The sequence below is a fragment of the Priestia sp. TRN 1309 genome, assembly GCF_050846875.1.
Lineage (GTDB): Bacteria > Bacillota > Bacilli > Bacillales > Bacillaceae_H > Priestia > Priestia zanthoxyli.
Map to the genome: position 1 here is coordinate 817,724 of NZ_JBOZGM010000002.1, position 25,290 is coordinate 843,013.

The following is a 25,290-nucleotide window of genomic DNA, read 5'->3' on the forward strand; positions in this document are numbered from 1 at the left end:
CTGGCAACTTTATATTGAATGCAAGGAGGTGATGTATATGACTTACCCTTCTAATAAAAACACCCATGAAGCATGTTGCGAAAAAGAAAGTTATTATATCGAAAACACAGAGAATGATGGAACTCCTATAGTAGGAAAAGTTACTGGTGTTCTCGGAGCCGGAACAGCAAATCCTCCTATCAGATTACCTCTTACTACAGTGTTATTTAAAACTCCATGTATCAAAATCCCCCAAGATGGTGGAATAACGGTGCAAGAAGACGGTGAATATTTTATTTCTTTTGATAGTACTTTTGCAGCAGCTGCTGGAACAGTTGTTACTTTTTCCATTTTTACACCTAATTTCTCTGGAACAGCTCTGACTGGCGCTGGAATAGCTACTCTAGCAGAATTAGTCTGTTTACGAGCAGGTGATACCGTGTATGTAACAATATCATCTACTGCTGCTGTTACCTTTGCTACAGGAATATTAATCGTAGCAAAAGTTGAAGATTGAGCCTACGGTCATTCCTATTTATAAGTAGGACTTTATTGAACTCCCCTTCTTTCTAAATTAACTAGGAGGTGATTATGATATGTCAGAACATAGTGAAATCAATTTCGTCAAAAGAAAAAGTGGGAATAATTTCCTAAAAAACAAGAAAAAAGATAACCCTATAGCTAAAGTAGTAGCGGGAACTCTTTCAACCATTCCAGCAAATTCAACAGTCAGACTCCCCTTCACTACTTTTCTAATGGATACTACTAAAGTTAATGTTGCTCCTAATGGTGGAATTACAATTGAAGAAGACGGAGAATATTTTATCACGTTCAGTGCATTTTTCCCAAATACTGCAACCACTCTCACTTTTTCAATCTTCTCTCCCGATTTTTCTGGCACAGCACTAACTGGAACTGGATCAGCTAATTACTCAGAACTAGTATGTTTGAGAAGAGGCGATATTATATATGTAAATGTCACTAATACAGCGATCTTGCCCATTACTGGTATAGTGGCAGGGGTATTAACAGTGGTAAAAGTTGAAGAATAATTTTATACTAAACTTTATTAGCACTAACTAAAAGCAAAGCAAGTAACGTAAAAAATTACTTGCTTTGCTTTTTATATTAACTTTTGAATAAAAGGCTCCGTCAACATAGGACGATAGAGAGCTTCACTATTTTTATACTTTCCTATAATACTTGAAGCATTTTCGTCAATATATGCAATTCTTGTGAGAATATCTTGCTCTAAACTATTTGAATCAGTAGATACAATGCACTTTTCTATTTCTAATGAGGAGGCTAAATCGAATACTTTAAAACGATATCCAAGTGCCACACACGGTACCCCTGCTGCTAATGATAGTATGTTTGCATGAAGCTTAAAATTAATCGTCATAGTGTAGTAAGATAAGATAGACATCAATTCTTGTTCTTTATACTGCTTTTCATCAAATACTACATGTTCTGGATCGTTAATTTTATCAAACAGTCTTTGACAAGAAGCTTTATCGCTTCCCCAAACAAGATAGATAGCTATTTTGTATCCTTGTTGAATTAGTTTCTTACAAGCGCTTGCTAGGGCATCTTCAACTGCCAGCTCATTTCCTCCATATAAACGGTTATACGTAGTTCCCCAGTTGACACCAATGATTTTTTCTTTTTTATCACTCACACTATTAGCACTTAACAGTAAGCCAGGATCTCCAATAATGCGTATTTTTTTAGTATCGACTCCTATTGCTTCTAACGCTTTTTTAGCAAGCGGCCCTCTTATCCCTGCAAAAGATGTGCGATTAAAAACGTCTTTCATTAGCTCGCCGTCTTTTTCAGTAAATAGCTTCCGTAAAGAAATATTTTCTCCTGCCAGCATTTTATCTAGCTGTTCTTTTTCAACCCAGTCCATTCCGCTTCCCCAAATTAGAATATCTTTTCCTAGATCAGCTGCTTTTTGCAAGACTTGAAGATAACCAGGAAGTAATAGAGAGCCTCCTCCTAAAACTACCGTATCGTAAGGCTCTACGTTTTTAAAATCAACACCTAGAAAAGACGGAGTAATTTCAATTTCATCTTCGCTGTAATACTGTTCACTCAGCTCTTTAAACACATGCCAAAGCAGTTCGTCTCCTAAATTCCCAAACCCAATCCAGCCTATATACAGCACTTTTTTCATGTTGTCTCATCCTTTAGTTTATCAACATATAACTCTATTAACTCCTCTGTTACTTTTGTTACATCAAATTTATTTAAAATCCATTCTCTTGACTGAAGTCCAATATTTTTAAGCTGTTCAGAAGAAGCAATAATAGTACCTAAGTCACGAGCCAACGTAAATCGACTGCAGGCGTGGCGAGAGTTATGATCTCCGAAATAATAGTGCCACGCATTGTCATACTCACCTTCATCTACCAATCCAAAATAGCCATGATTGCCAACGGCTAGCACAGGCTTAGTACAAGCCATTGCTTCAAGCGCTACTCGACCTGTTCCTACCACACAATCTGCTATGGGATAATAGTGCTGCATATCTTGTTTTTCACCTACAAGATGAATAAATGAATCTTTGCACGTTCGATGAATTAAGTCGGTTAAACTTTGGAGATCTTTAAAGCGAGGACCGTCTCCTACTACCACAACGTGAAGATGAGGAGCCTTTGACAGCTTAACATCTTTGCACGCCCGAAGCAGCATCATGCAAATATTAGCCTTCGTCCAATTGATCCGGCTGCTGTACAACAAAACAAATGCTTCTTTAGGGATGTTCAATTGAGCTTTTAACTCCGTTACATCCCTTTCGCTGTATTCTTCTGTGTCAATTCCGTTAGCAATTAAAATTGGCTCGACAGACGTTTCTTCTTGAACATACTCGTATACTGGAGGACTAACGCATATGGTGGCTGAAGCTAACTCTACTACTTTGAGTAATTCACTTTTAGGGTAATACGTGCCGTGGACTGTGAAAATGGTAGGGATTCTTCTTTCTTTTGCAACTGAAAAGGTAAGGTATGCTGAAGGAGTTTGATGAGCATGAACAAGAGAAATAGTTTCTTGTTCCATAATTTGATCAACTTGGCTGATTAACTCATTTCTCTTTTCTTCTTCTATATTTAATGTATAAGGAAAAGCAACTTCATAAACGGGACATCCTAATTCATGAAATTTATCTATCATTCTTCCTTTGTTTCCAGCAATGACGATGTGAATGCCTTTTTTAAGCATTTCTTTAGCTAAACTGAATACATGCGTTTCCGTGCCGCCTACTTCAATGCTGTCTAAAACCATTAGTATACGCAGAGATTCATTACTCATCTTTTGTAGCTTCCTTTCTATAAAATTCTTGAGAACGCTGTTTTGAATGGAAACGATAATAGTATAAAACGTCGTGTAAGTTTTCTACATTCAGCTTGGCATTTAAGCATTTTGCAATAAATTCATAGTCTTCAGCGCCTTTAATTCTGCGTGTTGGCCCTCCTATTTTGTCAAACACTTCACCTCGAAACAGAAGCGTGCCATGACACACGCAGTGTCCACCTTTTGCATATAATTCGCGAATGTTTTTTCCGTACCGAAGCCAGTTTTCTTTCCTGAATTCTTGAAAATTCCCATCGTGAAAATAAGCATAGCTTGACCCTAGCACCTCAATTTCAGGATGTTTCTGTAAATAAGCTACCTGCTTTTCTAATCGTTCAGGATGTGATATATCATCACCATCATGCACTGCAATATACTCTCCTTTACTTAAAAAATAGCCAGTTGTTAAAGCGCCTGAAAATCCAACATTCCGCGGCAAATCAATAAGCTCAACTGGAAAAGGAGGATTATTGTCTTTTATCCACTCTTTTATTACCTTGCTTGTATTATCCAAAGATGCATCATTCACTAAAATAACTTCTATATTACTATAAGTTTGTTTTAATAAACCATCTAAACATTCTTTAATGAAAGATGAGATATTATGGCAGGTTACTACTACGCTCACTAGTCCTATAGTCCGTTCATATAACATTTTATTTTCACCTCACATTACTTATATGCAATGGACTTTGAAAGGTGAGACAAGTAATCTTGAATCTTTTATGATGTGCTTAAAATCCCACCCTTTTTTTAAATATAGGAAGTTTGTCCCTGTCAACAGAGGGCTTGTTGAATATATTGAAATGTATCATTAAAAATGAAAGGAATGATTTGGAATGGCACATATTTTATCAGCACAAGAAATTTCTCAATTTCGGGAGTTACTTACCACTGCCATAAATTCAAGCGTAGAAATCATTACCGCGTTTGGCTCTATAACAGGAGAAGTTGTACAAACCGGAGCTTTTTTTAAAATACCTTTTGATTACGTTGTATTAAAACAGTCAGAAAATAATTTTGTTTATATTCCATTAGCTACTATTAATGGAATAATTCCATTAAATGAAGGTGGTGATTTACAATGAATTTTTCGGGATTCTTAGCAACTCAGCTTCTTCAATCTATTGGACTAACTCTAGAGATCGCTACTGACAGTGCGCTTTTTGAAGGAGTGTTAATAAAATTCGAAAATGGTTTGATTGAATTAGAAGAAACCGTAATAGGTTATGAAAGAGAAAATCGAAGTGTATTTATTGCTCTTTCTTCTGTGAATTTTATTAAAGTACAGCTTTAACTTACGATTAATTTCTAGCTTCCCAGTTAACAAAGATTATCTCTACTTTTATAAAATCTCAGATATATTTTTTATCGTGTTAAAAATTTAAAAACAGCTTATCTTTTTTAGCTGTGGCTAGTTTTAACATGATAATCATATTAAAACTAGCCAAACGCCCTTTTTTATAATTTTAGACGGTAACCTAGTCCACCTTATTGAACTTTAGCATTATATATATCAAGAGGCTTAAAAAACCTCTTAAATAACTCGGAGGTGAAAGTTTATGTCATATTATGACAAGAAGTATATTAAAGGCGAGCACAAGAAACATGAGTGCAAAGATGATTGCAAGATGGAATATCACAAGCATTATGAGAAAGAAGAAGAAGAAAACGGTTTACTAACGGAATTTGATGTAGCTCAAGCTCCTTCAGTTCCACTTTCCTTTACTGGACTTCCTAATTTAGCTAACGCATTTGCTGAAGTAGAAGTTTGCGCTGACGATCGTGATGACCGGGTAGCCCTAGACCTAACGGTACAATGGCAACCAACTGCCTTTACTTTAACAACTCTAGTAGCTACTCTTATAACTGCAATCGGAACTTTATTAGGTGGTGCAGGTGTCGCTCTTCCTTTAGCAGTACCAGCGACTTTTAGAATCTGGAGAAAAAGTTCATCAGGAACTGTTTTAATTTCCGAAAAGACTGATTCTAGTGCATTCGCAGCAATACAGGTCTTAGGGATTGCAACTCCGTTACTTAGCATCCCATTTGAACCTATTGTTACTACTATTCACGCTGTAGATACTGATCCTGACTTAGGAGAAAATGAATACTTTGCAACCATTAACCTTGGACCTTTCCCAACAGGTACTGTATTCCCAACAGCTACAGCAGCTGGAGTAGTATCATTCGTTCCACTTGCTCAATCTGGAGTTACTCTTACTCCTAATAATATCTCTAGTTACACTTTAACAGCTAGTGAAATTGAAGCTAACGACTAAATCGTCAATAAATACCTGAAATAAAAAACTCACTACTGATAGTTGTTAAAAAGTAGTGAGTTTTTTACTATTTCCTTAACTTTAATATTCTCTTAGGCGCTATATTAGTGATGGTATATATAAATAAATTTTCAAAGAATTAGGATCCTGAATTACAAAATTCAGAGTGGTAAAAACAATAAAATGGACTATTCAAAGTTTAGAATTAGAACAATTTCCTCTACATAAACACTTGTCCATTGCAAAACCTTCACCTCCTGCATTTACTATACTAGAAGGTGAAAACCTTCAAATTGAAAATGAGGTGAAAGCATGTCATATTATTACAAAAAATATTTAAAAGGTAGTTCTGACGACGAATATAGACACCACTGTGATAATGATTGGCATAAACATCACTGCAACAGACACTGTGACGATGATTGTGAGAGACCAGATTTTGATGATAGACCTGCATTTGGCACAGTAACAGGTACAACCACAGTAGTAGGAACAGGAGCAGCTGTAACCACTCCACTAACACTTAACCTTTTATCTCCAAGTGAGAACGTACGAGTTGTGTCTGGTGGTCTAGAAGTTTTAGAACGCGGAGAGTATTTTATTTCATTTACATCATTCTTCACTTCTAATGCTGCTGTTCCCCCAACTGTTACGTATACGATTAACGTTGGAGGCTTCACTCAAACTATTACTCCTACTGCTGGTACAGCTACAGCATCATTCCTTCGTTATCTAAGAAGAGGCGATACGGTAACAGTGACAGCTACAGTTACAGCTGCAGCCGGTACAATTACTACCATCAATGCCACTCTCTCAGTCGCAAAAGTCTCGTCCCGTTTTTCCGAAAAAGACTTTTATTAATTCCTATCACATTTATTACCCTCTTATTTAATAAGAGGGCTTTTTTTATTTCTTATGTAACCCCTTCCTAAAATTCTTTTCCCCGTTTCGCCCTTTTTTCCTGTATAATAAGTAGTAAGAAAGAGGTGCTTATGACGAGACATCCTGTAGAAACGATTTATTATTTAGAAAATCCTCAGCGTGATATTTCAACGTATGCTTCGACAACGCAGTTAACGGTTGAGTCTGTTGTGAAAGATGTGTTTGGTGTTGCTTGCGTAGCAGACATTAAAATTATGCTTCAATATAATAAAGAATTCCGCAAAAGCATCAGCCAGTTACACAATGCAATGGATGATGATCTTACGTTAGAAATGGTTTTTCGAATTGCATCGAAAGAAGATTTGCTTCGATTCAAAAAAAGTTTGCTTGAAAGCAGTTTAGATGACGCAGAAACGTCAATAGACTGTCCATTCAGCGCGACCATTCAATTGCAAGACGGTCGTTATACGTGGAATGAATCCACTTCCGTGTATGAAAAGCAAAAAGAACGTCTTTCATCTTAAGCTTTTATTTTTTATGTATGAAAAAAGCCTGTATCTTAATTCCTTACTTAAGATACAGGCTTTTTGGAATTTGTCCTACATTTTTACTTTTATATTAAAAGACAATTAAGCGGTAATCATTGTCGCAGCGGTCTTCACAATGATGTTTTTTCTCATAACATGGATCATAGTCGTCATGCTTATGGCATTTTTTCTTGCAGGAACATTTGTAGTCGTCATGCTTGTGGCATTTTTTCTTGCAAGAGCATCTGCTGCGTCCATAGTCGTAGTCATCATGCTTGTGGCATCTTTTTTTGCGAGAGCATCTGCCGTGATCACGGTCCTCACAATCGTAGAATCTTTTTTTGCAACATCCCATTTTGCTATCATCTCCTTCTTTCTTTGTCCCTATCAGTATATGAAAAAGAAAGGAATGTGCACGGGTGCCTGTCCTATATTAAGAGATTTTTCAAAAAATGTGCGTACGTCTGTGGCTTAAACTTCATACCGAAAAAGTAGTATTTGGCGTACAAGTAAAAATAATTATGCAAGCGAAATGCTAGGCTTGCTAAAACATCTTCCTGCTGACTCTTCCCTATGTGCTCCTTTAAAATAACAGCGCTTTTCCCTCTTTTTCTATGTTAGACTTTTTAACTCAATTTCTGGAAATAGGTTTTATCACTTCCAATAACGTGTATACACAAAGCAAGGAGATAAGTTATTTAAACTTCTCTTCATTACTCAACGTATTCGAGAAAGTTGTCTATCATACAAGGAGGTTTTTTGAAATGGTAAATGTAAAAGTAGTTGAAAATGGCGTACAGGCAAAAGATACAATCGAACAATTTTTGCGTGAAGGATTTACAAAAGACGAAGTTTATTTACTTGCACACCATCAAGATCGCTCCGAGGATTTAACAGCTGCAACAAATACAAACAATATCGGCCTTTCTGAACAAGGTGTTTTTGATGCGATTGCGAATGTGTTTCGCTCTCGAGGAGACGAGCTTCGCGCCAAAATGCGTTCATTAGGATTATCACAGCCTGAAGCTGAACGCTATGAAGAAGAATTAGATCACGGCAAAGTAATCGTGGTTGCATCAAAAGTTGCTTAATCTAAAAGCCCTACAGCAGGGCTTTTTTATTTTTGTCTTCTGCCCTTTTCCCCTTTCATTAAAGAAGTCATCCCTACATATGATTATGAAGATAAGAGTTACTGCGAGGAGTGATATAGTTGATTATAGGAATTGAGTACACAAAGCGTGTAAAAGACGGATTGGTCGTTAAAAATATTCCTTACAAGATACACGATAAACCTTGTGATGAAGGCTGCTGTAAAAATGATAAAACGATAGGCGTCAGAGATAAATTAAGAGTTAATTGGCTGTTAAATGTTTTTATGCCTAGCAAAAATATAACGGTATTTGATTATAAATATTGGTCAGAAGAGCTAACTTCTTTATGGAGAGAGTACCGGAGAAAAACTGTATAATACTCAAGATAAAAAATCTTCTTGATGAGCAAGGAGATTTTTTTCTATTGACTTTATCTTCTAGCACCAACCTATTTATTAAGCATTTCAACAATTTTTATACCTTTAGATGTTGGTACCATCACCATTATAAATTACTGAGTAGGATGCTTTTTCTTCCACCCATCATAATCAATTTTATATGCAACCTTTCTTAGCTGTGTTTATCCTTTTCTGCTGAAGGCAATAATGAAGATGCATAAACTATATAAAGGGTGAAAAGTTATGATTAACGTCATTGAGACACTAATTGATTATATAAAGAACTCTTCTACAGATGATCCGCCCCCTCGCCCACATATCGGTGAGACTATGGGATGCTGGCTGTATTTCACTGCTTTAGCGGAAGAAATACCTGCCTTAGAAACTTGTCTTAATACAACAACCAACAGTGAACTGCTTAAGCTTGCTCAAGACTCAAAAAACCTGGCTGAATCTCAGATTGATACACTAAAAAAATTAATGATTAAAGAAGGAATTCCCCTTCCTGAAATACCGGCTACCAAACCGAAATCCGACCCTAACAGTATTCCATTAGGAGCAAAAGCCACGGATTCTGAAATCGCTAACTTAATATCTATAAAAATTGCCTCTAATATCGTCATGTGCAGCACGAATATGGGACAATCTATTAGAACCGATATTGGATTAATGTGGTTAAAATTCCACACTGAAAAGGTCATATTAGGATCAAAAATAAAAATTCTAATGCAGCAAAAAGGATGGCTCAAAATTCCCCCTTATTATTATCCACCTGGAGCCCCTCATAACTCTAATTGAAGTGTTCTTAGGTAAAACAGCATAGATAATCTTACATCCAACACATTTAACGAGGTGCTTAAACATGGATTTCCCAACAATTCATACAAACTTTTGGGACGCAGTCATTGGCGTTCCTGTCGTATTAATCGTGACGCAGCTCATCAAATGGCTTTTTCATCCTAAAAAGCAGTATGTTCCGACTATCGCTTTAGCTGTCGGCGTGCTTTTTTCAGTATTTATCAGTCACCCTCATCATATTATTGCCGGATTATTTATGGGATATTTTTATGGATACGCCGCAATTGGAAGCTATGCCGGTCTTAAAACAACGTGGAGAACGATTAGAAAAGATACGTCTCCTTACTCATCAGACTAAAAAACCAGCGAAGTATTCGCTGGTTTTTTAGCTTTCACTACTTATTTCTTCTGCTCCTAGATCTTTGGCTAGGTGAACAACCGATTGATTGATTTTCCATACGTAATAGATGTTGTGGAGCAGCTGAAGATGCTGTAAGTTTCTTGATTGAACGGACGTATCAAAATAATCTAAAGATTGTTCAATCTTTTGTCTTACATCTTCAAGCGTGTATACATACGTTCCTCTTTCTCCTCGTAATGCTTTTTCAAGCTGAGTGAAGTTGCTTGCCACTTTCTCTTCCACTTCCTTTACTACGCCATGAAATTCTGCTTCCTTATAAAAAGCTTCGTTTCTAGTAGAAGAAGCTACCAAATGCTTGGCGTAATAATTAATGGCGGTAAAAACGGTCAAAAATTGCTGAAGACGTGAACGGCCAACGAAACCTTTGATAATAGGATCGGAATCGACATGAAGCTGTTTTAGCTTTTTTTCTAATTCCATTCCTTTATCAGCTAAATTGGCAAATGCGTACTGCTTCGTAAAACGATGTAAATAGGTGTGAACAAATTCTTTTAAAGCCGCTACGTATTCTACTGAAGTGTCGGTTATTTTATCTCTTGTTCTTTTAGGAAACACAAGAGCAGATACGGCTAAGCCAATTCCAACTCCTACGACTGTATCCAATACGCGAGCCAGTAATAAACTCTCTGAAACCCCGCCAAGAAGCATGTCATACATAAAGGCCAGCATCATCGTAATCCAAAAGCTCATAAACGAATACGTAATGGGAAAGAAATAAAAAGCCATAAACACACAGATAAAAAGCAGCGTTACTTCAAGTATTCCTGGTGAAACAAAGCTTGCGACAACAAAGCCCACAGCTGCTCCTAAAAGCGTGCCTACGCTTCGCTGCACGGCTTTTACAAACGTACTTCCTATCGTTTCTGTACCGAGAAGCACCAAATAGCCTGCTAAGAGCGCCCAATATTGGTGCGATGGAGATAAAAACGAACCAAATATTAAGGTCGTAACAGCAGTGATGACTGCTTGAATAGACTTTTTTGTAGATGGTTTTAATCCCTTTTCTTCATCATTATCCTCTTCGTCTTCTTGTTCTTCCACTTCTTTTTGAGGCTGTTTTTCTTGCTTCACAATTGCTTGCTGCAGCTCATACGCTTCATCAATGACATGATTTGATATCGTTTCGATACGGCGTATTAAGTAAAGCCAGTCTTTATACCTTTTGTCTTGAGGTTCGAGTTCGCTTAATTTTTGGCGCAGCTCTTGCAGATGCTGAGCTGCATCTGTTAAGGAATGAGTAGGATTTTCATTTAATACCTCTGCTTCGCGAATCGATTCCACTAGCTTTAACAGCACCTGCTGAATATCAAAATGATTAAATGCCTTTAATTCACTGAGCTTTCGAATCGCCGGAGAATATGTCTGCAGCAGCATCACTGTATCAAATACATAAAGGCGCATTTGCTCAGCTGTTACGCCAGGCCATATGTCGTGAGGATCTGTATTTCCAAGCTCTTCTGATGCTACACGGGCATACTCCGCTAGTTTTTTAATATTGCGGTTGTATTGTTTAATTTGAGCTGGTTCAATCCTTTTCTTTTGAATTAACTCAATAATTAAATCAAGCACCAAATTTACTTGAATATGAAATGATTTCATTGAAGACCTCAGTACGTTGGCAGGCCGGTCTTTAAAAATAACAAAATTATAGATAAATGCACAGCAGGCTCCTACTACAACGCCAGCTAACAGCCACGGCAGCTGAGAAAATGTAACGTGTAAAATAGAAGCAAAATAAAACGACATAAATGCTACCATCGACAGAGAGAAATAGCGAATACCAAATTTCTGTAAATAAAAAGACAAAAACACCAATAGAACGAGAAAAACATTTTCTGCTTGTCCATATCGTGATAGAAACGAGCCAATTCCAAGAGAAACGGCGCTGGAAATTGCTACTAATCCTGTTGTCACTTTTTTTGCTTTTGTTGTTTCATCATTTACAACCAATATACCCATCAGGCCGATTACGCCCGATAAAATAGCAGCGGTAATTTGAGAGCTTCCCGCTGCTTTTAATACAATCAGCATAATAACGACAGCTGTAATGACACTGATCGTAGCTTTAGAAGCTGTTTTGAACCTTTTTCGTCCAGGATCTGCAGCGACTAAGCGGCTAAACCAATATGAAAAAATAAACACCCTCTCCTTTCGTGCTGTAAAGTTCTTTGTAGAAAGAGTAATATTATTACTTATACCCTTTTTAATTCTTTTCTATCGTATGTAAGTATGTTTTTCACTATAACATTGCAAACGGCTAAAGAGCTAAACAAATGCTTAAAAACACATCTGTTTTCTGTCAGATGTGTTTTTAAAAAATAATGGTTCATTACAGTGTAAGAGAAGAAATTTCCCACCCGTTTGTTAACGGATTTCTTTTTAAAGTAAAAACCATCGTTGTCTTGTGAGCCCCTTTATTTTCGTAATAAATAAGGCAATCTACGGAGATTTTCTCTTTTGTTTTATACTTTTTTGCATGAAATAAGTCCGTTTTATAATAAATGGTGGAGATACTATGCAGCTTTGCCCATAGCTTATGCTCTTGCTTCACGCGCAAAACCGGCTGCATTAAGGCATCGTCATCTTGCTTTAATCCTGTTAAAAACATATTGACGACTTCTGCCGGCTCAGCTTTTAATGCATATTCATCAAGCTTGCCTCCTGCTTTTAATACCATTAACTGATGACCTGGATCCACATTTTGAGACTTGTGAGTCGTACTTCCTGCAAAATGAATGCAAAAATGACCGGGGAACCCATTGTCAAGCGCACCGGCTCCATGAGGCATTCCATTCATGGAAGCTGCAAGCATTTGGCCTTTAAATGGAATAAGAACAGCTCTTCGGTTCCAGCTCCATTTTCCATTATATAAGTGCTTCATTACTTTCGTATCTTGACGTGTAAGCGGCTGAACATCTGCGTGGTGAGAGCCTGCTCTTCGCTGCACATAAAAGTAAAAACCGGTTTCTACATCGATTACTTTAAATTTTTTCCCCTTCGGCAGTAAGGTTTCTACACGTTTCCATTTTAATACTTTTCCTGTGTCGCTTACCGGAAAGTACGTAAGGTTTTCTTCTGCTTTCATCTTTTGGGGATGCAAAAAAAAACTAATAAGCATAAAGACTAAAATCATTAATTTTATCATTGTCTACCCTCATTACCTTGTAGTTTCTCTATGTAATATGCGAAAGTACACATACAATTATAAATAGAAATTTTTACACGCTCAGCTCATGGAAAATAATACAAAAAAGAGCTTGTGAATCCTATACATTAAACGGTTCATTTTATTCATACTAACAGGTGAAAGCGAGGTATATGATATGAATTTCACTTGGATGGTTGGACTTTTAATGCTTATTCAACCTCTTTCTACACAAGACCACCTATCTATTACTCATGACGGTAAACCAATTGAACGGATTGAACGAGACAAAGTGGCAGTACCTCTTCTTCCTGTACCCATGGTTGATCATGATCGATACAATCTTCTTCTAAAAGAATTGGATAAAAAAACATATAGAGAGCCCACAAATGCCCGCATTGATAAAAGCGGACAAATTGTTCCTGAGCAAGCGGGTGTCAAACTATATCATAAAGATTTTGCGGAGAAATTTTATACTTATTTTTTTAACGGCGGTACGTCAACCTTAGAAATCCCGACGCTTCCTGTTCCGCCTCGCGTGGATAAGGAGCTGCTTGCAACGATTCGCATTAAGCAAATCGGTCATTATCATACGGTATTTAACCCTCATAATAAAAATCGTTCTCACAATATTTCTCTTGCAGCTGAATCACTAGACAGCAGCGTCATATTTCCTGGGGAAGTTTTCTCGTTTAATCAAACCGTTGGAAAAAGAACGGCAGCAAAAGGGTATATGCGTGCGCCAATCATTGTAAAAGGAGAGTATTCTGAAGGAGTTGGAGGAGGAATTTGCCAAGTTTCTTCTACTTTATTTAACGCCGTCGATAACGCTGGCGTCACGATTACGCAGCGCTACTCACACAGCCGCAGTGTTTCCTACGTACCTCCTGGGCGAGACGCTACCGTCAGCTGGTATGGACCTGACTTTCATTTTAAAAATACGTACAGTGATCCTTTGTTGATTCGAGCGCAGGTACACGGGGGAGTCGTAAGCGTGGCCGTTTACTCTACTGATGCGATTGAATATAAGCCTCGCCGCGTGCCTTGGGCTTCTATTGATCAATTGCCGAAAGAGAAAAAAATCGAATCGCATGTTGATACTGAGCCTGCTGATTAATCATCTCTTCCAGCTTTTTATAATGAACACAAAAAAGCCTAAAGGGTATCCTTTAGGCTATTCAGTGATATAATTAGCAGCCGTAGCCGCCACCATAACCACCGCTATAACAACTACATCCGATAATTACTAATAGAATAAATAATACAACTAATAAAGCGAAACCAGAACCAAATCCACATCCAGCATTAGACATACAAGCACTCCCTTTCAACGTAATTTTCTGTTGCTAAAACAAAGAAGGTTCAAACATGGGGTGTTTCTCATGGATAGGTTATTGTATGTCTGCCTAGACGTTTTGGTTTGCTGTCCTGCTCATTTTTTTAAAAATTAGGCTTGTTTTCGTCTTTACAACTCGGAAAATGTAATTCCGTAAGAGTAAAGCTCATTTCCACTCTTCCTTTAAAATCGCGTAATAATATTCATCCCACCATCCTTTTTCAGTTGGAATACATTTTTTGAAATACCCTTCTCTTCTCATCCCGATCTTCTCCATAACACGATAAGAAGACGTATTCTCAGGTTGACAAGTAGCAATAACCCGATGCAGTTTCATTGTATTAAAGCCATAGTCCACGATTGCTTTTGCCGCTTCTGACGCATATCCTTTCTGATGATAGAGGGAATTAAATACCCAGCCAATTTCATAAGTATGGTCCCCAAAATAGGTAAAAAAGACGATATGACCAATTAGGATTTTTTCGTTTTTTAATACAACTGGAAAATTTTTAACGTTTTCTTTCATATTTTCATTTACAAATTTCTTCGCATCATCCTTACTAAAAACGCCTTCTGGTATGTACTTCATGACATTAGCATCAGATGTATATGTGTAGACATCTTGCCAATCTTCATATTTAAATTTGCGTATTAGTAGTCTGCTAGTCTCAATGTTCATGTGGTTCTCCCCTATCTCAAAGCTATTTTTCTATACGCTTGTTTCGATAGTGAAGAGATAAAAACCTCTTTGCACCAAGTTACTAGTGCTTTTGTTGACGCTTCTTTAAAACAAGGTAAAGTGACTCTGCAAAAAAGAAGAACAAAAGAGAAAAAAGGACAAATAATTCGGCCACTTCCATTACACGAAACGGGCTTAAAGCATTGTATAGTGCCTGCAGTACGTTCGCTCCTTGAAAAAGATCAATTCCTACAGAAAGAGCAATCACAGATCCAAATAGCAGCAGGCTAACTCCAATAATTTTCATTCCTTTCACTCCTTACCTAATGGTTACTTACCTCATAGGGTCGTCATTTTCATTTACCGTCATGCAAAAGATATTTTGTTAAAAATTACATAATTATACGGTTTTTGGTCAAATTAATAAAAACTATAGTAAGGGTGCTTTCATTTATGCCTTCGTTTTTTAAAAATCAAAAATCTAAAAATAAGCTTGAACCTCAGGCAGATCAAACAAACAGCGAACAAACAGCTTCTTCTCTTAAGAATCTGCTGTCGGAGAACCTTACCTTAATTAAAGAGAAAACTGGAAACAGCTCAGATATTGTGATTCGTCATTTTAAAATAGGCAGCAATAATAGCTTAGCTGCTGCTATCGTCTACATAGAAGGGATTGTAGATAATCAGGCTATTCAAGATTACTTACTGCAGTCTCTGATGAAAGATAATGAAAAAAACGAACTAAACGATAAAAATGCATTAGAGTTAATTTCCGAAGACATCGTAACAATCGGCAACGTATCGTTTGCAGACAACTGGAATGATTTACTTTCTTCTTTGATGTCAGGCGATAGCCTTCTTATTGTCGACGGCATAAACCGCGTACTCAGCGTGAGTACACAAGGCGGTGAAAAGCGTGCTATTTCAGAATCTACTACCCAAATGGTAGTGCGGGGACCAAAAGGTGCCTTTACTGAGTCTATTGGCACAAACTTAGCCATGGTGCGCCGAATTATTAAAACACCCGACTTATGGCTAGAGTCGATGAAGATTGGCCGAGTAACTAAAACGGATGTCACTCTTATGTATATTCATGGCATCGCAAACGATAAAGTTGTGAAAGAAATTCGAAAGCGATTAAAAAACATTGATATTGATAGTATTTTGGAATCAGGTTATGTTGAGCAGCTGATTGAAGATCAAACAGTCACTCCTTTTCCCACTATTTACAACACAGAAAGACCTGATGTGGTGGCGGGTAACCTTTTGGAAGGAAGAATTGCTATTTTTGTGGACGGAACTCCTTTTGTCCTTATTGCTCCAGCGTTGTTCATTCAATTTTTCCAATCGGCTGAAGATTACTACGCACGCTTTGATATTGCGACGTCCATTCGTCTTTTGCGGGTGTTTATGTTTATGATTTCACTTATCGCGCCTGCTACATATGTAGCGGTTACGACATTTCATCAAGAGATGGTACCTACAACGCTTATTGTAGCTCTTGCAGCACAGCGAGAATCGGTTCCATTTCCCGCGTTCGTGGAAGCTTTTTTTATGGAAGTCACCTTTGAAATTTTGCGTGAAGCAGGGATTCGTTTACCAAAAGCTATCGGCTCTGCTGTATCGATCGTCGGAGCCCTTGTTATTGGGCAAGCAGCAGTTCAAGCGGGGATCGTCTCACCAGCTATGGTTATTATCGTATCGATTACAGCCATTGCTAGCTTTGCCACACCGTCTTTCGATATGGCTATTTCAGCGCGTTTAATTCGTTTTTTATTCATACTGGGAGCGGCTACATTCGGCTTCTATGGCATTATCCTTATTCTTTTAATGGGGGTTGGACACCTATGCAGCTTACGTTCATTTGGTGTTCCTTACATGACCCCATTAGCACCCTTTATTCCTGCAAGCAATGAAGATACATTGCTGCGGTTACCTTGGTGGACGATGAGAAGAAGACCTAAATTAATTAGTGATAACAAAGTTCGTCAAAGCAAACATCAAAAGCCTGAGCCTCCTTCTTCAAGAGGTATGATTAACCAGGAACTTGAAAAAGGTGATCAAAATGAAACGTAAAAGTTTATTTTTACTGGTAATGACCATAATGATGGTATTGCTTACGAGCTGCTGGAGTAAAAAAGAATTAACAGACCTTGCATTTGTATCGGCAATGGGCATTGATAAAACGAAAAACGGACGGTATGAGCTTACCTTTCAAATTATTAACCCGGGAAACGTAGCTGGCTTACAAGGGGGCGGCGGTACCCAAAGTCCGCCTGTTACGATCTATTCTGCTTCTGGCGATAATTTAGTTGAAGCAAGCAGACGCGCTTCAGCTAGAATTTCCCGAAGACTTTATTATGCCCATACCAACTTAGTCGTGATCGGAGAAAAACTAGCGCGTGAAGAAGGAATTAACATTCTTATTGATTCTATTGATCGCGATCCTGAATTTCGAATTACGACTTCCCTAGTCATCGCACACCAGTCAAGTGCTGCTGATTTGGTAAAAGCACTAACGCCTGTCGATAAAATTCCAGCAAACAAAATTATGAAAACGCTGGAGTTCACTCAAAGAAAATGGGGAGAAAATCTAAAGGTTTCCTTTCAAGAAGTGATGAGGTCTCTCGAATCTCCCGGAGGAGAAGCACTAGTCTCGGGTTTTCGTTTAGTTGGAAATCCTCAACAAGCAGAAAAATTAGATAACCTCCAGCAAAGCGCACCAGAAGCTACCCTTCGTGCTTCTGGCATTGCTGTTTTTAAAAATGGAAAGTTAATCGACTGGTTGTACAATAGTCCAGCCAGAGGCAGCGTTTGGATTCTTGATAAAATACAAGGAACGGATATTAATATAGATTGGAAAGGAAAAAAAGAAGCGCTTGCCTATCAAACAGTTCGTCAAAAAACGAATGTATCTGTAAAAATGAAAAAAGGAAAACCTTACGTGTCCGTTCACACTCGCGTAGAAGGCGATCTTGGAGAAGTGGAGGTCCCTGTTGATACCCGTCAACCTGCCGTAATCAAAAAAATGGAAAAAGCTGCAGGTAAAGAAATAAAAAAAGAATTACAAACAGCTATTAAACAAGCTCAGACAGACAAAGTTGACATCTTTGGGTTTGGAGAAGCACTGGAACGTACGCGGCCCAATCAGTGGGAAAAATTCAAATCAGAATGGGATGACGTTTATTTTCCAAAATTAGATGTAGACGTTACAGTAGAAGCTTACATTCGCCGAACGGGTCTGCGCAATAAATCGTTTCTCTCTAGCGTAAAAGAAAAACAACAATGAAGAAAGGAGGTTCTGGCTATATGGAAAAAGCAAAAATCAGCGCCACTCAATTATTTATTCTCATGGTATTATTCGAACTGGGAAGCGCTTTATTAGTTCCTCTTGCAATGAGAGCGAAGCAAGATGCATGGCTAGCTATTTTAATTGGAATGCTGTGCAGCTTTTTTTTCTTCTTAGTCTATCATAAGCTCTATTCCTACTATCCGGACCTCCTCCCTACAGAATACATGCAGAAAATTTTAGGTAAGGCACTGGGAACACTTCTTGCATTCGTATATATTGTCTATTTTTTATACGATGCATCACGAGTTCTAAGAGATTTCGGAGAAATGCTTCTTACTTTTGCTTATCCGGATACGCCTTTATTTATTGCCAATGCCTTATTGATGCTGGTCATTATCTATATAACCCGAAAAGGAATTGAAGCGATAGCGAGATCAGGAGAGCTTCTGTTTATTTTTATGTATTTTCTAGCTATTGCAGGCTTCATCTTAATTATTAGCTCAGGATTAGTTGATTTTAAGAACTTGCAGCCGGTATTAAAAGAAGGAATACTTCCTGTTGCCAAAGTTGCTTTGACCGAAACGCTATATTTTCCTTTCACAGAAGCTATTGTATTTACTATGCTTCTTCCTTACTTAAGCAACCCCAAAAAAGCAAGTGTGACCATGCTATGCGCAACGGGATTAAGCGGAATTAATCTAATTATTACGATGATCATTAACATTAGCGTGCTTGGAGTTGATCTGACAACAAGATCACAGTTCCCTCTTCTTAGTACTGTCCAAACGATCCAAGTAGCTGATTTTTTAGAGCGTCTAGATGTATTTTTTATGTTCGCTATGGTGATTGGGATTTATTTCAAAGTTAGCATCTTGTTTTATGCTTCTATAATAGGTACAGCTACTTTATTTAAAATTAAATCTCCTTCCCGTCTAGCGTATCCTTTAGGTATCATTGTGCTGTTTTTGTCGATTACAATCGCTAGTAATTTTCAAGAACACCTTTATGAAGGATTGCACGTAGCGAGATTTCTTTTGCATATGCCGCTATTTTCTATCGTACCCCTACTGCTTCTGATTATCGCCTTTTTAAAAAATAGGAAGAAGCAGCACAGATAGTATATCTCTACTAAATAGAAAAAATGGCGTTAAAATTATCGAGGTGATGTGCGTGTATATATGGTTTTATGATCATTTTGTTAATACCATCTTATTTCCGCTTACTTGTATCATGCTAGTGTGCCTGTCATTAGGACTGTATGCATACTTTAAATTAAAAAAAATGAAAAATTGATACTAGACGGCTATTTTTCTCATTCAAAATAAGAAAGATACAACAAGATAGAAAGCAACTGTTATTCCCGCTGCAATTAAAGCTGGCTTTAATTTATACTTGGCATATTCAATAACAGATAAATCTAATATTTTGGCGATGGTATTCGTATCGTCGCTTAAAGGTGAAGAAAACGCTCCAAAGGAACCGCTCGCAAACACCGCACCGATAATTAACGGCAAAGAAAGATCTGCAGAACTTGCAAGCGATACGCCAAGCGGCATTAAAATCCCCCACGTTCCCCAAGCAGATCCGATAAAGTAAGAAATAGCGGCTCCAAAGATAAACATGAACGGAGTGACAAACATTTGAGGAATCCACTTAGAATGTGCCGTCACGAAATTTGAAAAACCTAAGTCTTCTGTCACAGCGGATAATCCCCATACTACCGATAACAACAAAATAACGGACATCAAGTCATTGCCTCCTGTGATAAAACCATTAAGCAAATTCTGTAATGTAAAGCGCTGAAACAAGAAAAAAATGAGCGTAATTAACGTAGTCATAATTAAAGCTACTACCATCGCTTCTAACACGTCTGCTTTAATAAATGCTTCAAAAAAGGTGTGACTCTTACGATGTCCACTCCACCATGTTAAAAGTAAGGTAAGTGAAATCACAACAAGTAAAGGTACTAACAAATTCCAAGGCTTAGAAGGCAAATCCTTCGATACGCAAGGATGACAATCATGCCAATCTTTTTCGTCTTCTTCCTCGAGCTTCATAGGAGCCGTAGACGTTGAATGATGAAAAAAGCTGAAATAAATCCCTACTAAAATAATCACAATCGAAAAGAAATTATAAGGAATGCTTTGAATAAACAAAGAATAAGCGTCTTGTTTTATGCCTTGATGATCAATTGCCATTTGAATGATTGAGACCATATATCCTACAAATGCCGTTGCCACGGGAATTAAGACGATAACAGGAGTAGCAGTTGTTTCAATAACAAACCCTAGCTCTGCTGTCGTCATTTTCACTTTTTTCAGCAGCGCTCTCATAATGGGCGCGATCGTCACAAAACGAAAGGTGGGAGCACTGAATGTTCCAATGGTTGAAACATAGGTTAAAATAAGAGCTTTTTTTCTTGTATCAATTCTTTCTGCAGCTGTTTCCACAAAACCTTTAACTCCTCCAGCCATCTTAATCATTCCGATAAGCCCTGAAAACGCGTATAAAAAGACAACGATTTCTATATTACTTTTATTTCTAAGAGCTTGTACAACGTAGTGAAGTAACTTTTCAACACCTCCGACAATCGAATGATCAATCAAATAAGCGCCTACTAATAAGCCTAAAAACAACCCTGGCAGCACTTGTTTGGTGAAAATAGCTATTGGAATAACAATTAAAAACGGTATAATTGAAAACCAACTAGATTCCATAGGACTCTCCCCTATCTTAAAAACCATATTAGACGTCTTCACGTATCGTTCATTAGCTTTTAATGTAACCCCAATAATATGTGTATATTCACGAAAACAATACGTATAAGCAGCACTGATTGAATAAACTATTTCTAATTAAAAACAGCATAGTAAAAATCTTTATTTCTACAACAAAAAAAGCAGTTTGCACATGCAAACTGCTTTTGAAAAGAAGCGGAAGACGAGGTTCGAACTCGCGACCCCCACCTTGGCAAGGTGGTGTTCTACCACTGAACTACTTCCGCGCAATATATAAAAGTAAAGATGCGGGTGAAGGGACTTGAACCCCCACGTCATAAGACACTAGATCCTAAGTCTAGCGCGTCTGCCAATTCCGCCACACCCGCGGGTGAATTGAAAAATAACTCCAAAATGGCAGGGGCAGTAGGAATCGAACCCACACTGACGGTTTTGGAGACCGTAGTTCTACCTTTAAACTATGCCCCTAGAAATGATTTCTTCAAAAGAACCTCGTTTATTGACGACGCTATATTATAATAAAACATATATGGAATTTCGTCAATAGGTCTTTTTATGAATCATGACTAGTACTGGCGACTTCAAAAAAAACTGTGAGGCATATCACAGCTTTTCACACTTTCCACCGCCAGTTGCAGCACCTTTTATCCTCTACCATTTATTTTTATAAGCTTTCTGCAAAAGCACTTTTTTAGGAAAAGTGCAGAACTATACAAAATGTCTCCAAAATCGCGTGAAGACTGAAAGAATATGGAGGAGTGCAGATTTTACAGGAGGCACGTTTTTTTGAGAATCCGTATTAAAATCCACAGGTTCCCCCTCATTTCCCACAAGCGTACTGTGAGAAATTTTAGTTTCAATAGCCCCTGTTAGCTCGGCTGCAAATTCTTCACTATCTATCATAACCATAGATTCAGTATTTAAAAATACAGAACGTGAATCTAAGTTAAAAGAACCAACTGCGCTCAAACGCTGGTCGTAAACAACGGATTTCCCGTGAATGGAATAAGGCTGTTGATATTCATAAAGCTTTGAAGCCGCTTTTATAACGCGATTTTTCACTCCTAAGTATGCAGAAAAAGCCATAGCATTCGGAGTGGACGTAATAGAATTCGTTAAAATAATTCTTTGCACTTTAGATTTTACTGACTTATCTATATACTGTTCCATCTCTTTTGTTGGTACAATATAAGGACTTTGAACGACAATGGATTTTTCAGCTTGCTCGGAAAGCTTAATAAACGTTTTCCATATAAAAGGGCTTTTATTCATTCTTTGAATAGGATTTGTAATAAAAGAAATCTTTCTTGTAGGCATCGTCGATTCTCTCCATACAATATAAGGATGGACAAAGGGTTCGTTTGCTTTTTTGGCCTCTTCGTATTGATCTATTAACAATTTCTTTCCTGAAAGGCCACGAAATTGTTTAGTTTTCTTGAGCTTTGGAAAAGCTTTGCGCGTATACGGGTGGTTCCATAATTTCTCTACATACTTCTCCATTGAGAGAATGACACTATTACTTTCTTGCTTTGTATTATAAATCAGCACATCACGGTCATAGACAAAATTTTTATCCGGTTGACTGGCCAAGTATTTATCTCCAATATTTCGTCCTCCACTAATACCTAATTGGCCATCGACTACTATTATTTTATCGTGAAGACGGTTATGCCATGTCCAAGGTTTAAGAATAGTAAAGGGCTCATAGTACTTTAATTCAATATTATTGTGGAAAGCTAGAGCATAAAGAACATTTTTTCTCTTGCCTTTTAACCCATGAGAGATCCCGTCTAACAGCACTCGAATACGTATACCTCGGTCCGCAGCTTCGAATAAAGCACCCATAAGTAAATCCGACGAACGACCTTTGCCGATGGAAAAGTACGCAATATCGATTGTATGCCTCGCTTCTTGAATCATCTGCATCCGAACAAGCCCTGAAAAATAACCGTTTTCCAAAAGCATAACACGGTCTGTGGATTCTTTCTTTCCGTAAAAATTCTCAGTATTCATTACTTTTAAGTCTTTTCCCTTGTGCAAAGGGACATAAAACAGTGCCACTGCAGTTACGAATACATATATGAAGTACAATACGACAATCATTATTAGTATATTTATTAGCATGTTTCCTGTCACAATCCCTTTCCATTCTTATCGTTCTGTTTTTATTAGGATTCTTACTTTTTTAACTTCTATACCTTTTAAAATAAGAATGGAACGATGGATTATTTGTTACACTACTGTTGATTTCCGTGCAAGCCTTCGCTTCCGCTCCTGCAGGGTCTCACCTATTCTGTTTTCCCTATAGGAGCCTTCGCCTTGCCCTCCAAACAACTGCTAGAAGCTATTATATACACGAAACCTACATTCACTCTGCCAATAAAAAAAAGCAGAAGTTCATTATCTTCTGCTTTTGCAATTTATACCCTATTATGAACCTGCTCTAAGTCTAAGTAAAACAGCGGCTCTTTTATTGATTAAGGTCGTTTTCCATATCTTTTATGTCTTGCTGAAACTCAGTTAAACGCTGACGCTGTGTTTCAGAAGCATTTTCAAGCGCATTCTCGATTTGCTGAGAGGCTTCGTTCACTTCACCTATCGCTTGCTTCGCTTCATGTCCATAGGATGCATCATTTTTAGCTTCATTTGCCTGTTCATATGCATCTACTGCTTCTTTATGCCCCTGCTGTGCTGCTTGAAATGATTGTTGTTTATCTTTGTTATATGGGAATTTTTTCATCATAGTGCTCCTTTCCATTTGTTCACTCTATAGTGTGGCATTTTTCCACTTATTCATACGACGTTTCAATAGGTTGAAGCTGCGTAAATATTCCGCATAACAAATTTCTTTATTATTTAAGAGCATCCAATGATATCTTTTATCCCTTGAAATACTTTCTATATTTTACATAAATGTATAATCACTTTCTTTAGCGGACATCATACGAATAGCTTATTTGAACGTCAAAATATATTGGGGTTGACTGCATGCACTTGTTTCTTTCCTTTTTGATCATTTGTGCAGGGATTATATGGATGGAAATAAAAAGATTACCTCAACACTCTCATAAAAAAGAACGGAAAATTTTTATTGTATTCATGACAATCAGTATCATAATCGCTCTTGCAAAAATCTTTCGGCTGCCTCTACCGAACCCTTCTGATTGGGTAGAAGCAATGTTTCAGCCTTTAAGTCACTTATTATTCCGTTGGATCACTTAATTCGTGTATATGGCAAAAGGATGTGCTCATTTTGCTTAATGAAATCAATATTTCGGCTGCGCAATTTCGCAAGCTAGTAACTTTATATAGCATCGGAAGCACAATTATTGTTGTGCCTGCTGCTATTACGGCTGATGCTCATCAAGACGCCTGGATTGCAGCACTTTTCGGTGTAGCATCAGGAATTGGCTTAGTTTTGCTTTTTACCTCACTTGGAAAAATGTTTCCAACGCTTACGCTGATGGAAATGAACGAAAAAATTTTAGGTAAACTGTTTGGAAAGATTGTTTCTGCTGTTTTTGTGTTATCCAATTTGTTTATCAGCAGTCAAGTTCTTTACTATGTAGGGAATTTTCTCACTACACAAATTCTTCCCTACACGCCGCTTACAGCCATCCACATTGCATTTATGGGTGTGGTTATCGTAGGAGTACGCCTAGGAATAGAAGTTATTGCACGAAGTGCCGAGATTTTATTCCCTTGGTTTGTCGGATTATTCGGACTTCTGATTTTGTCTATGATTCCGCAAATTAAAATAGAGCATATTCAGCCTGTGCTTGAAATACATCCAAAAGCTTTTATTCGGGCTGTTTTAACGTTTTTAAGCATGAGTTCTTTGACTTATACGATTTTGCTTATGATTTTTCCTTCTCATACACCAGACACAAAAAAGTCCACTCAATCTTTTTATATAGGGAATATAGCCGGTGGACTAGTGATGGTTACGTTAATCTTACTCGGAATTTTAGTGCTTGGTCCTTATTACTCCCAAATCACCATGTTTCCAAGCTATGAATTAGGAAGAAGAATTGATGTAGGAAACTTTCTTCAAGGAATTGAAGTAGTCATTGCTATTTTGTGGTTTATTACTCTCTTTTTTAAGCTTTGCATTTACTTTTACGCTACTCTTTTGGGGTTTGCCAATGTATTTCATATAAAGGACTACAAGCTATTTTCTTTTCCAGTCGCACTCATCATGATTACACTTTCCCTTATTGTGTATCCAAGCGTTTCTTATCAAAAAGATTGGGATACAAAAACGTGGATTCCCTACAGCTTACTTGTAGGCATCTTATATCCGCTTTTCCTTTTAATTGCAGGATTTATTCAAAACAAAAAGCAGCATTCTTCTAACAGCGACTAAAA

General features: G+C 37.5%; 28 protein-coding genes and 3 tRNA genes. 16 read left to right on the plus strand and 15 right to left on the minus strand.

Features of this window, described 5'->3' with window-relative positions:
• Positions 1–37 precede the first annotated feature (37 nt).
• The gene (locus ACRPLQ_RS11450) at positions 38–496 is read left to right on the plus strand and encodes a hypothetical protein (protein WP_432235984.1); all 459 of its coding nucleotides are present in this window, start codon (positions 38–40) and stop codon (positions 494–496) included.
• Between the two features lie 79 nt (positions 497–575).
• A complete protein-coding gene (locus ACRPLQ_RS11455) occupies positions 576–1,031 on the plus strand; it encodes a hypothetical protein (protein WP_432235985.1) in 456 nt (151 codons plus the stop codon).
• Positions 1,032–1,102: 71 nt separating this feature from the next.
• Here the strand turns inward: ACRPLQ_RS11455 and ACRPLQ_RS11460 are convergent, their stop codons facing one another.
• From ACRPLQ_RS11460 to ACRPLQ_RS11470, 3 genes are read right to left on the minus strand one after another with little or no spacing between them, the layout of a single operon-like run.
• Positions 1,103–2,155: a polysaccharide pyruvyl transferase family protein gene (locus ACRPLQ_RS11460; protein WP_432235986.1), complete on the minus strand. Its 1,053-nt coding sequence runs from the start codon at positions 2,153–2,155 to the stop codon at positions 1,103–1,105.
• Positions 2,152–3,291: a glycosyltransferase gene (locus ACRPLQ_RS11465; protein ID WP_432235987.1), complete on the minus strand. Its 1,140-nt coding sequence runs from the start codon at positions 3,289–3,291 to the stop codon at positions 2,152–2,154. Before ACRPLQ_RS11465 ends, ACRPLQ_RS11460 begins: the two co-directional genes overlap by 4 nt.
• Complete coding sequence (locus ACRPLQ_RS11470) at positions 3,284–3,988, minus strand: glycosyltransferase family 2 protein (RefSeq protein ID WP_432235988.1); 705 nt, start codon at positions 3,986–3,988, stop codon at positions 3,284–3,286. Before ACRPLQ_RS11470 ends, ACRPLQ_RS11465 begins: the two co-directional genes overlap by 8 nt.
• 184 nt (positions 3,989–4,172) lie before the next feature.
• On the opposite strand from ACRPLQ_RS11470, the gene ACRPLQ_RS11475 reads away from it, so the two are divergent.
• From ACRPLQ_RS11475 to ACRPLQ_RS11495, 5 genes are all read left to right on the plus strand, one after another.
• Positions 4,173–4,421: a hypothetical protein gene (locus tag ACRPLQ_RS11475; RefSeq protein WP_432235989.1), complete on the plus strand. Its 249-nt coding sequence runs from the start codon at positions 4,173–4,175 to the stop codon at positions 4,419–4,421.
• On the plus strand, positions 4,418–4,630 hold the full coding sequence (locus ACRPLQ_RS11480; RefSeq protein WP_432235990.1) for a hypothetical protein: 213 nt from the start codon (positions 4,418–4,420) through the stop codon (positions 4,628–4,630). Before ACRPLQ_RS11475 ends, ACRPLQ_RS11480 begins: the two co-directional genes overlap by 4 nt.
• A gap of 265 nt (positions 4,631–4,895) precedes the next feature.
• Complete coding sequence (locus ACRPLQ_RS11485) at positions 4,896–5,615, plus strand: hypothetical protein (protein WP_432235991.1); 720 nt, start codon at positions 4,896–4,898, stop codon at positions 5,613–5,615.
• 312 nt (positions 5,616–5,927) lie between these two features.
• Positions 5,928–6,476, plus strand: coding sequence for a hypothetical protein (locus tag ACRPLQ_RS11490; protein WP_432235992.1), 549 nt, complete (start codon positions 5,928–5,930; stop codon positions 6,474–6,476).
• Positions 6,477–6,607: 131 nt separating this feature from the next.
• Positions 6,608–7,021, plus strand: a complete 414-nt coding sequence (locus tag ACRPLQ_RS11495; protein WP_205689760.1) for a hypothetical protein — start codon at positions 6,608–6,610, stop codon at positions 7,019–7,021.
• 105 nt (positions 7,022–7,126) lie between these two features.
• Here ACRPLQ_RS11495 and ACRPLQ_RS11500 read toward each other — a convergent pair whose 3' ends face one another.
• On the minus strand, positions 7,127–7,390 hold the full coding sequence (locus ACRPLQ_RS11500; RefSeq protein ID WP_432235993.1) for a hypothetical protein: 264 nt from the start codon (positions 7,388–7,390) through the stop codon (positions 7,127–7,129).
• Between the two features lie 398 nt (positions 7,391–7,788).
• On the opposite strand from ACRPLQ_RS11500, the gene ACRPLQ_RS11505 reads away from it, so the two are divergent.
• From ACRPLQ_RS11505 to ACRPLQ_RS11520, 4 genes are all read left to right on the plus strand, one after another.
• Complete coding sequence (locus ACRPLQ_RS11505) at positions 7,789–8,115, plus strand: general stress protein (protein WP_013056955.1); 327 nt, start codon at positions 7,789–7,791, stop codon at positions 8,113–8,115.
• 119 nt (positions 8,116–8,234) lie between these two features.
• Positions 8,235–8,492 (plus strand): hypothetical protein, encoded by a 258-nt coding sequence (locus ACRPLQ_RS11510; protein WP_047751018.1) that lies wholly within the window; start codon positions 8,235–8,237, stop codon positions 8,490–8,492.
• A 264-nt stretch (positions 8,493–8,756) separates the two neighbouring features.
• Complete coding sequence (locus ACRPLQ_RS11515) at positions 8,757–9,311, plus strand: DUF3231 family protein (RefSeq protein ID WP_063248040.1); 555 nt, start codon at positions 8,757–8,759, stop codon at positions 9,309–9,311.
• Between the two features lie 64 nt (positions 9,312–9,375).
• On the plus strand, positions 9,376–9,669 hold the full coding sequence (locus ACRPLQ_RS11520; protein WP_025752303.1) for a hypothetical protein: 294 nt from the start codon (positions 9,376–9,378) through the stop codon (positions 9,667–9,669).
• A gap of 27 nt (positions 9,670–9,696) precedes the next feature.
• Here ACRPLQ_RS11520 and ACRPLQ_RS11525 read toward each other — a convergent pair whose 3' ends face one another.
• Both ACRPLQ_RS11525 and ACRPLQ_RS11530 read right to left on the minus strand, forming a co-directional pair.
• Positions 9,697–11,874, minus strand: a complete 2,178-nt coding sequence (locus ACRPLQ_RS11525; protein WP_432235994.1) for an FUSC family protein — start codon at positions 11,872–11,874, stop codon at positions 9,697–9,699.
• Positions 11,875–12,061: 187 nt separating this feature from the next.
• Positions 12,062–12,877 (minus strand): hypothetical protein, encoded by an 816-nt coding sequence (locus ACRPLQ_RS11530; RefSeq protein ID WP_432235995.1) that lies wholly within the window; start codon positions 12,875–12,877, stop codon positions 12,062–12,064.
• 178 nt (positions 12,878–13,055) lie between these two features.
• Here ACRPLQ_RS11530 and ACRPLQ_RS11535 point away from each other — a divergent pair, with 178 nt between their 5' ends.
• The gene (locus ACRPLQ_RS11535) at positions 13,056–13,994 is read left to right on the plus strand and encodes a VanW family protein (protein ID WP_432235996.1); all 939 of its coding nucleotides are present in this window, start codon (positions 13,056–13,058) and stop codon (positions 13,992–13,994) included.
• A 73-nt stretch (positions 13,995–14,067) separates the two neighbouring features.
• Here ACRPLQ_RS11535 and ACRPLQ_RS11540 read toward each other — a convergent pair whose 3' ends face one another.
• From ACRPLQ_RS11540 to ACRPLQ_RS11550, 3 genes are all read right to left on the minus strand, one after another.
• Positions 14,068–14,190, minus strand: a complete 123-nt coding sequence (locus ACRPLQ_RS11540; RefSeq protein ID WP_013056948.1) for a YjcZ family sporulation protein — start codon at positions 14,188–14,190, stop codon at positions 14,068–14,070.
• Between the two features lie 189 nt (positions 14,191–14,379).
• Positions 14,380–14,892, minus strand: a complete 513-nt coding sequence (locus ACRPLQ_RS11545; RefSeq protein ID WP_154972902.1) for a GNAT family N-acetyltransferase — start codon at positions 14,890–14,892, stop codon at positions 14,380–14,382.
• A gap of 82 nt (positions 14,893–14,974) precedes the next feature.
• The gene (locus ACRPLQ_RS11550) at positions 14,975–15,199 is read right to left on the minus strand and encodes a hypothetical protein (protein WP_028413440.1); all 225 of its coding nucleotides are present in this window, start codon (positions 15,197–15,199) and stop codon (positions 14,975–14,977) included.
• Positions 15,200–15,345: 146 nt separating this feature from the next.
• Between ACRPLQ_RS11550 and ACRPLQ_RS11555 the strand changes: the two genes are divergently transcribed.
• Genes ACRPLQ_RS11555 through ACRPLQ_RS11565 form a run of 3 tightly spaced genes read left to right on the plus strand, consistent with a single transcriptional unit; the run spans position 15,346 to position 19,302 of the window.
• Positions 15,346–16,968 carry a spore germination protein gene (locus ACRPLQ_RS11555; RefSeq protein WP_033578911.1) on the plus strand — a complete coding sequence of 541 codons (1,623 nt, stop codon included), beginning with the start codon at positions 15,346–15,348 and terminating at the stop codon, positions 16,966–16,968.
• Positions 16,958–18,181, plus strand: coding sequence for a Ger(x)C family spore germination protein (locus ACRPLQ_RS11560; protein WP_432235997.1), 1,224 nt, complete (start codon positions 16,958–16,960; stop codon positions 18,179–18,181). The genes ACRPLQ_RS11555 and ACRPLQ_RS11560 overlap by 11 nt, the downstream gene beginning before the upstream one ends.
• A 20-nt stretch (positions 18,182–18,201) precedes the next feature.
• Entirely contained in the window at positions 18,202–19,302 is a 1,101-nt protein-coding gene (locus ACRPLQ_RS11565) for a GerAB/ArcD/ProY family transporter (protein WP_034265878.1), read from the plus strand.
• A 198-nt stretch (positions 19,303–19,500) separates the two neighbouring features.
• Here ACRPLQ_RS11565 and ACRPLQ_RS11570 read toward each other — a convergent pair whose 3' ends face one another.
• The 6 genes from ACRPLQ_RS11570 to ACRPLQ_RS11595 all read right to left on the minus strand — a co-directional run bounded on the left by ACRPLQ_RS11570 (position 19,501) and on the right by ACRPLQ_RS11595 (position 23,662).
• Entirely contained in the window at positions 19,501–20,901 is a 1,401-nt protein-coding gene (locus ACRPLQ_RS11570; RefSeq protein WP_028413444.1) for a Na+/H+ antiporter NhaC family protein, read from the minus strand.
• Positions 20,902–21,116: 215 nt separating this feature from the next.
• Positions 21,117–21,188, minus strand: a tRNA-Gly gene (locus ACRPLQ_RS11575).
• 20 nt (positions 21,189–21,208) lie between these two features.
• A tRNA-Leu gene (locus ACRPLQ_RS11580) sits at positions 21,209–21,290 on the minus strand.
• Between the two features lie 26 nt (positions 21,291–21,316).
• Positions 21,317–21,390, minus strand: a tRNA-Trp gene (locus tag ACRPLQ_RS11585).
• A gap of 240 nt (positions 21,391–21,630) precedes the next feature.
• Positions 21,631–23,025: a phospholipase D-like domain-containing protein gene (locus ACRPLQ_RS11590; RefSeq protein ID WP_432236031.1), complete on the minus strand. Its 1,395-nt coding sequence runs from the start codon at positions 23,023–23,025 to the stop codon at positions 21,631–21,633.
• Between the two features lie 367 nt (positions 23,026–23,392).
• Positions 23,393–23,662: a hypothetical protein gene (locus ACRPLQ_RS11595; protein ID WP_014460213.1), complete on the minus strand. Its 270-nt coding sequence runs from the start codon at positions 23,660–23,662 to the stop codon at positions 23,393–23,395.
• A 504-nt stretch (positions 23,663–24,166) separates the two neighbouring features.
• On the opposite strand from ACRPLQ_RS11595, the gene ACRPLQ_RS11600 reads away from it, so the two are divergent.
• The gene (locus tag ACRPLQ_RS11600; protein WP_230624625.1) at positions 24,167–25,288 is read left to right on the plus strand and encodes a GerAB/ArcD/ProY family transporter; all 1,122 of its coding nucleotides are present in this window, start codon (positions 24,167–24,169) and stop codon (positions 25,286–25,288) included.
• Positions 25,289–25,290: the final 2 nt, after the last annotated feature.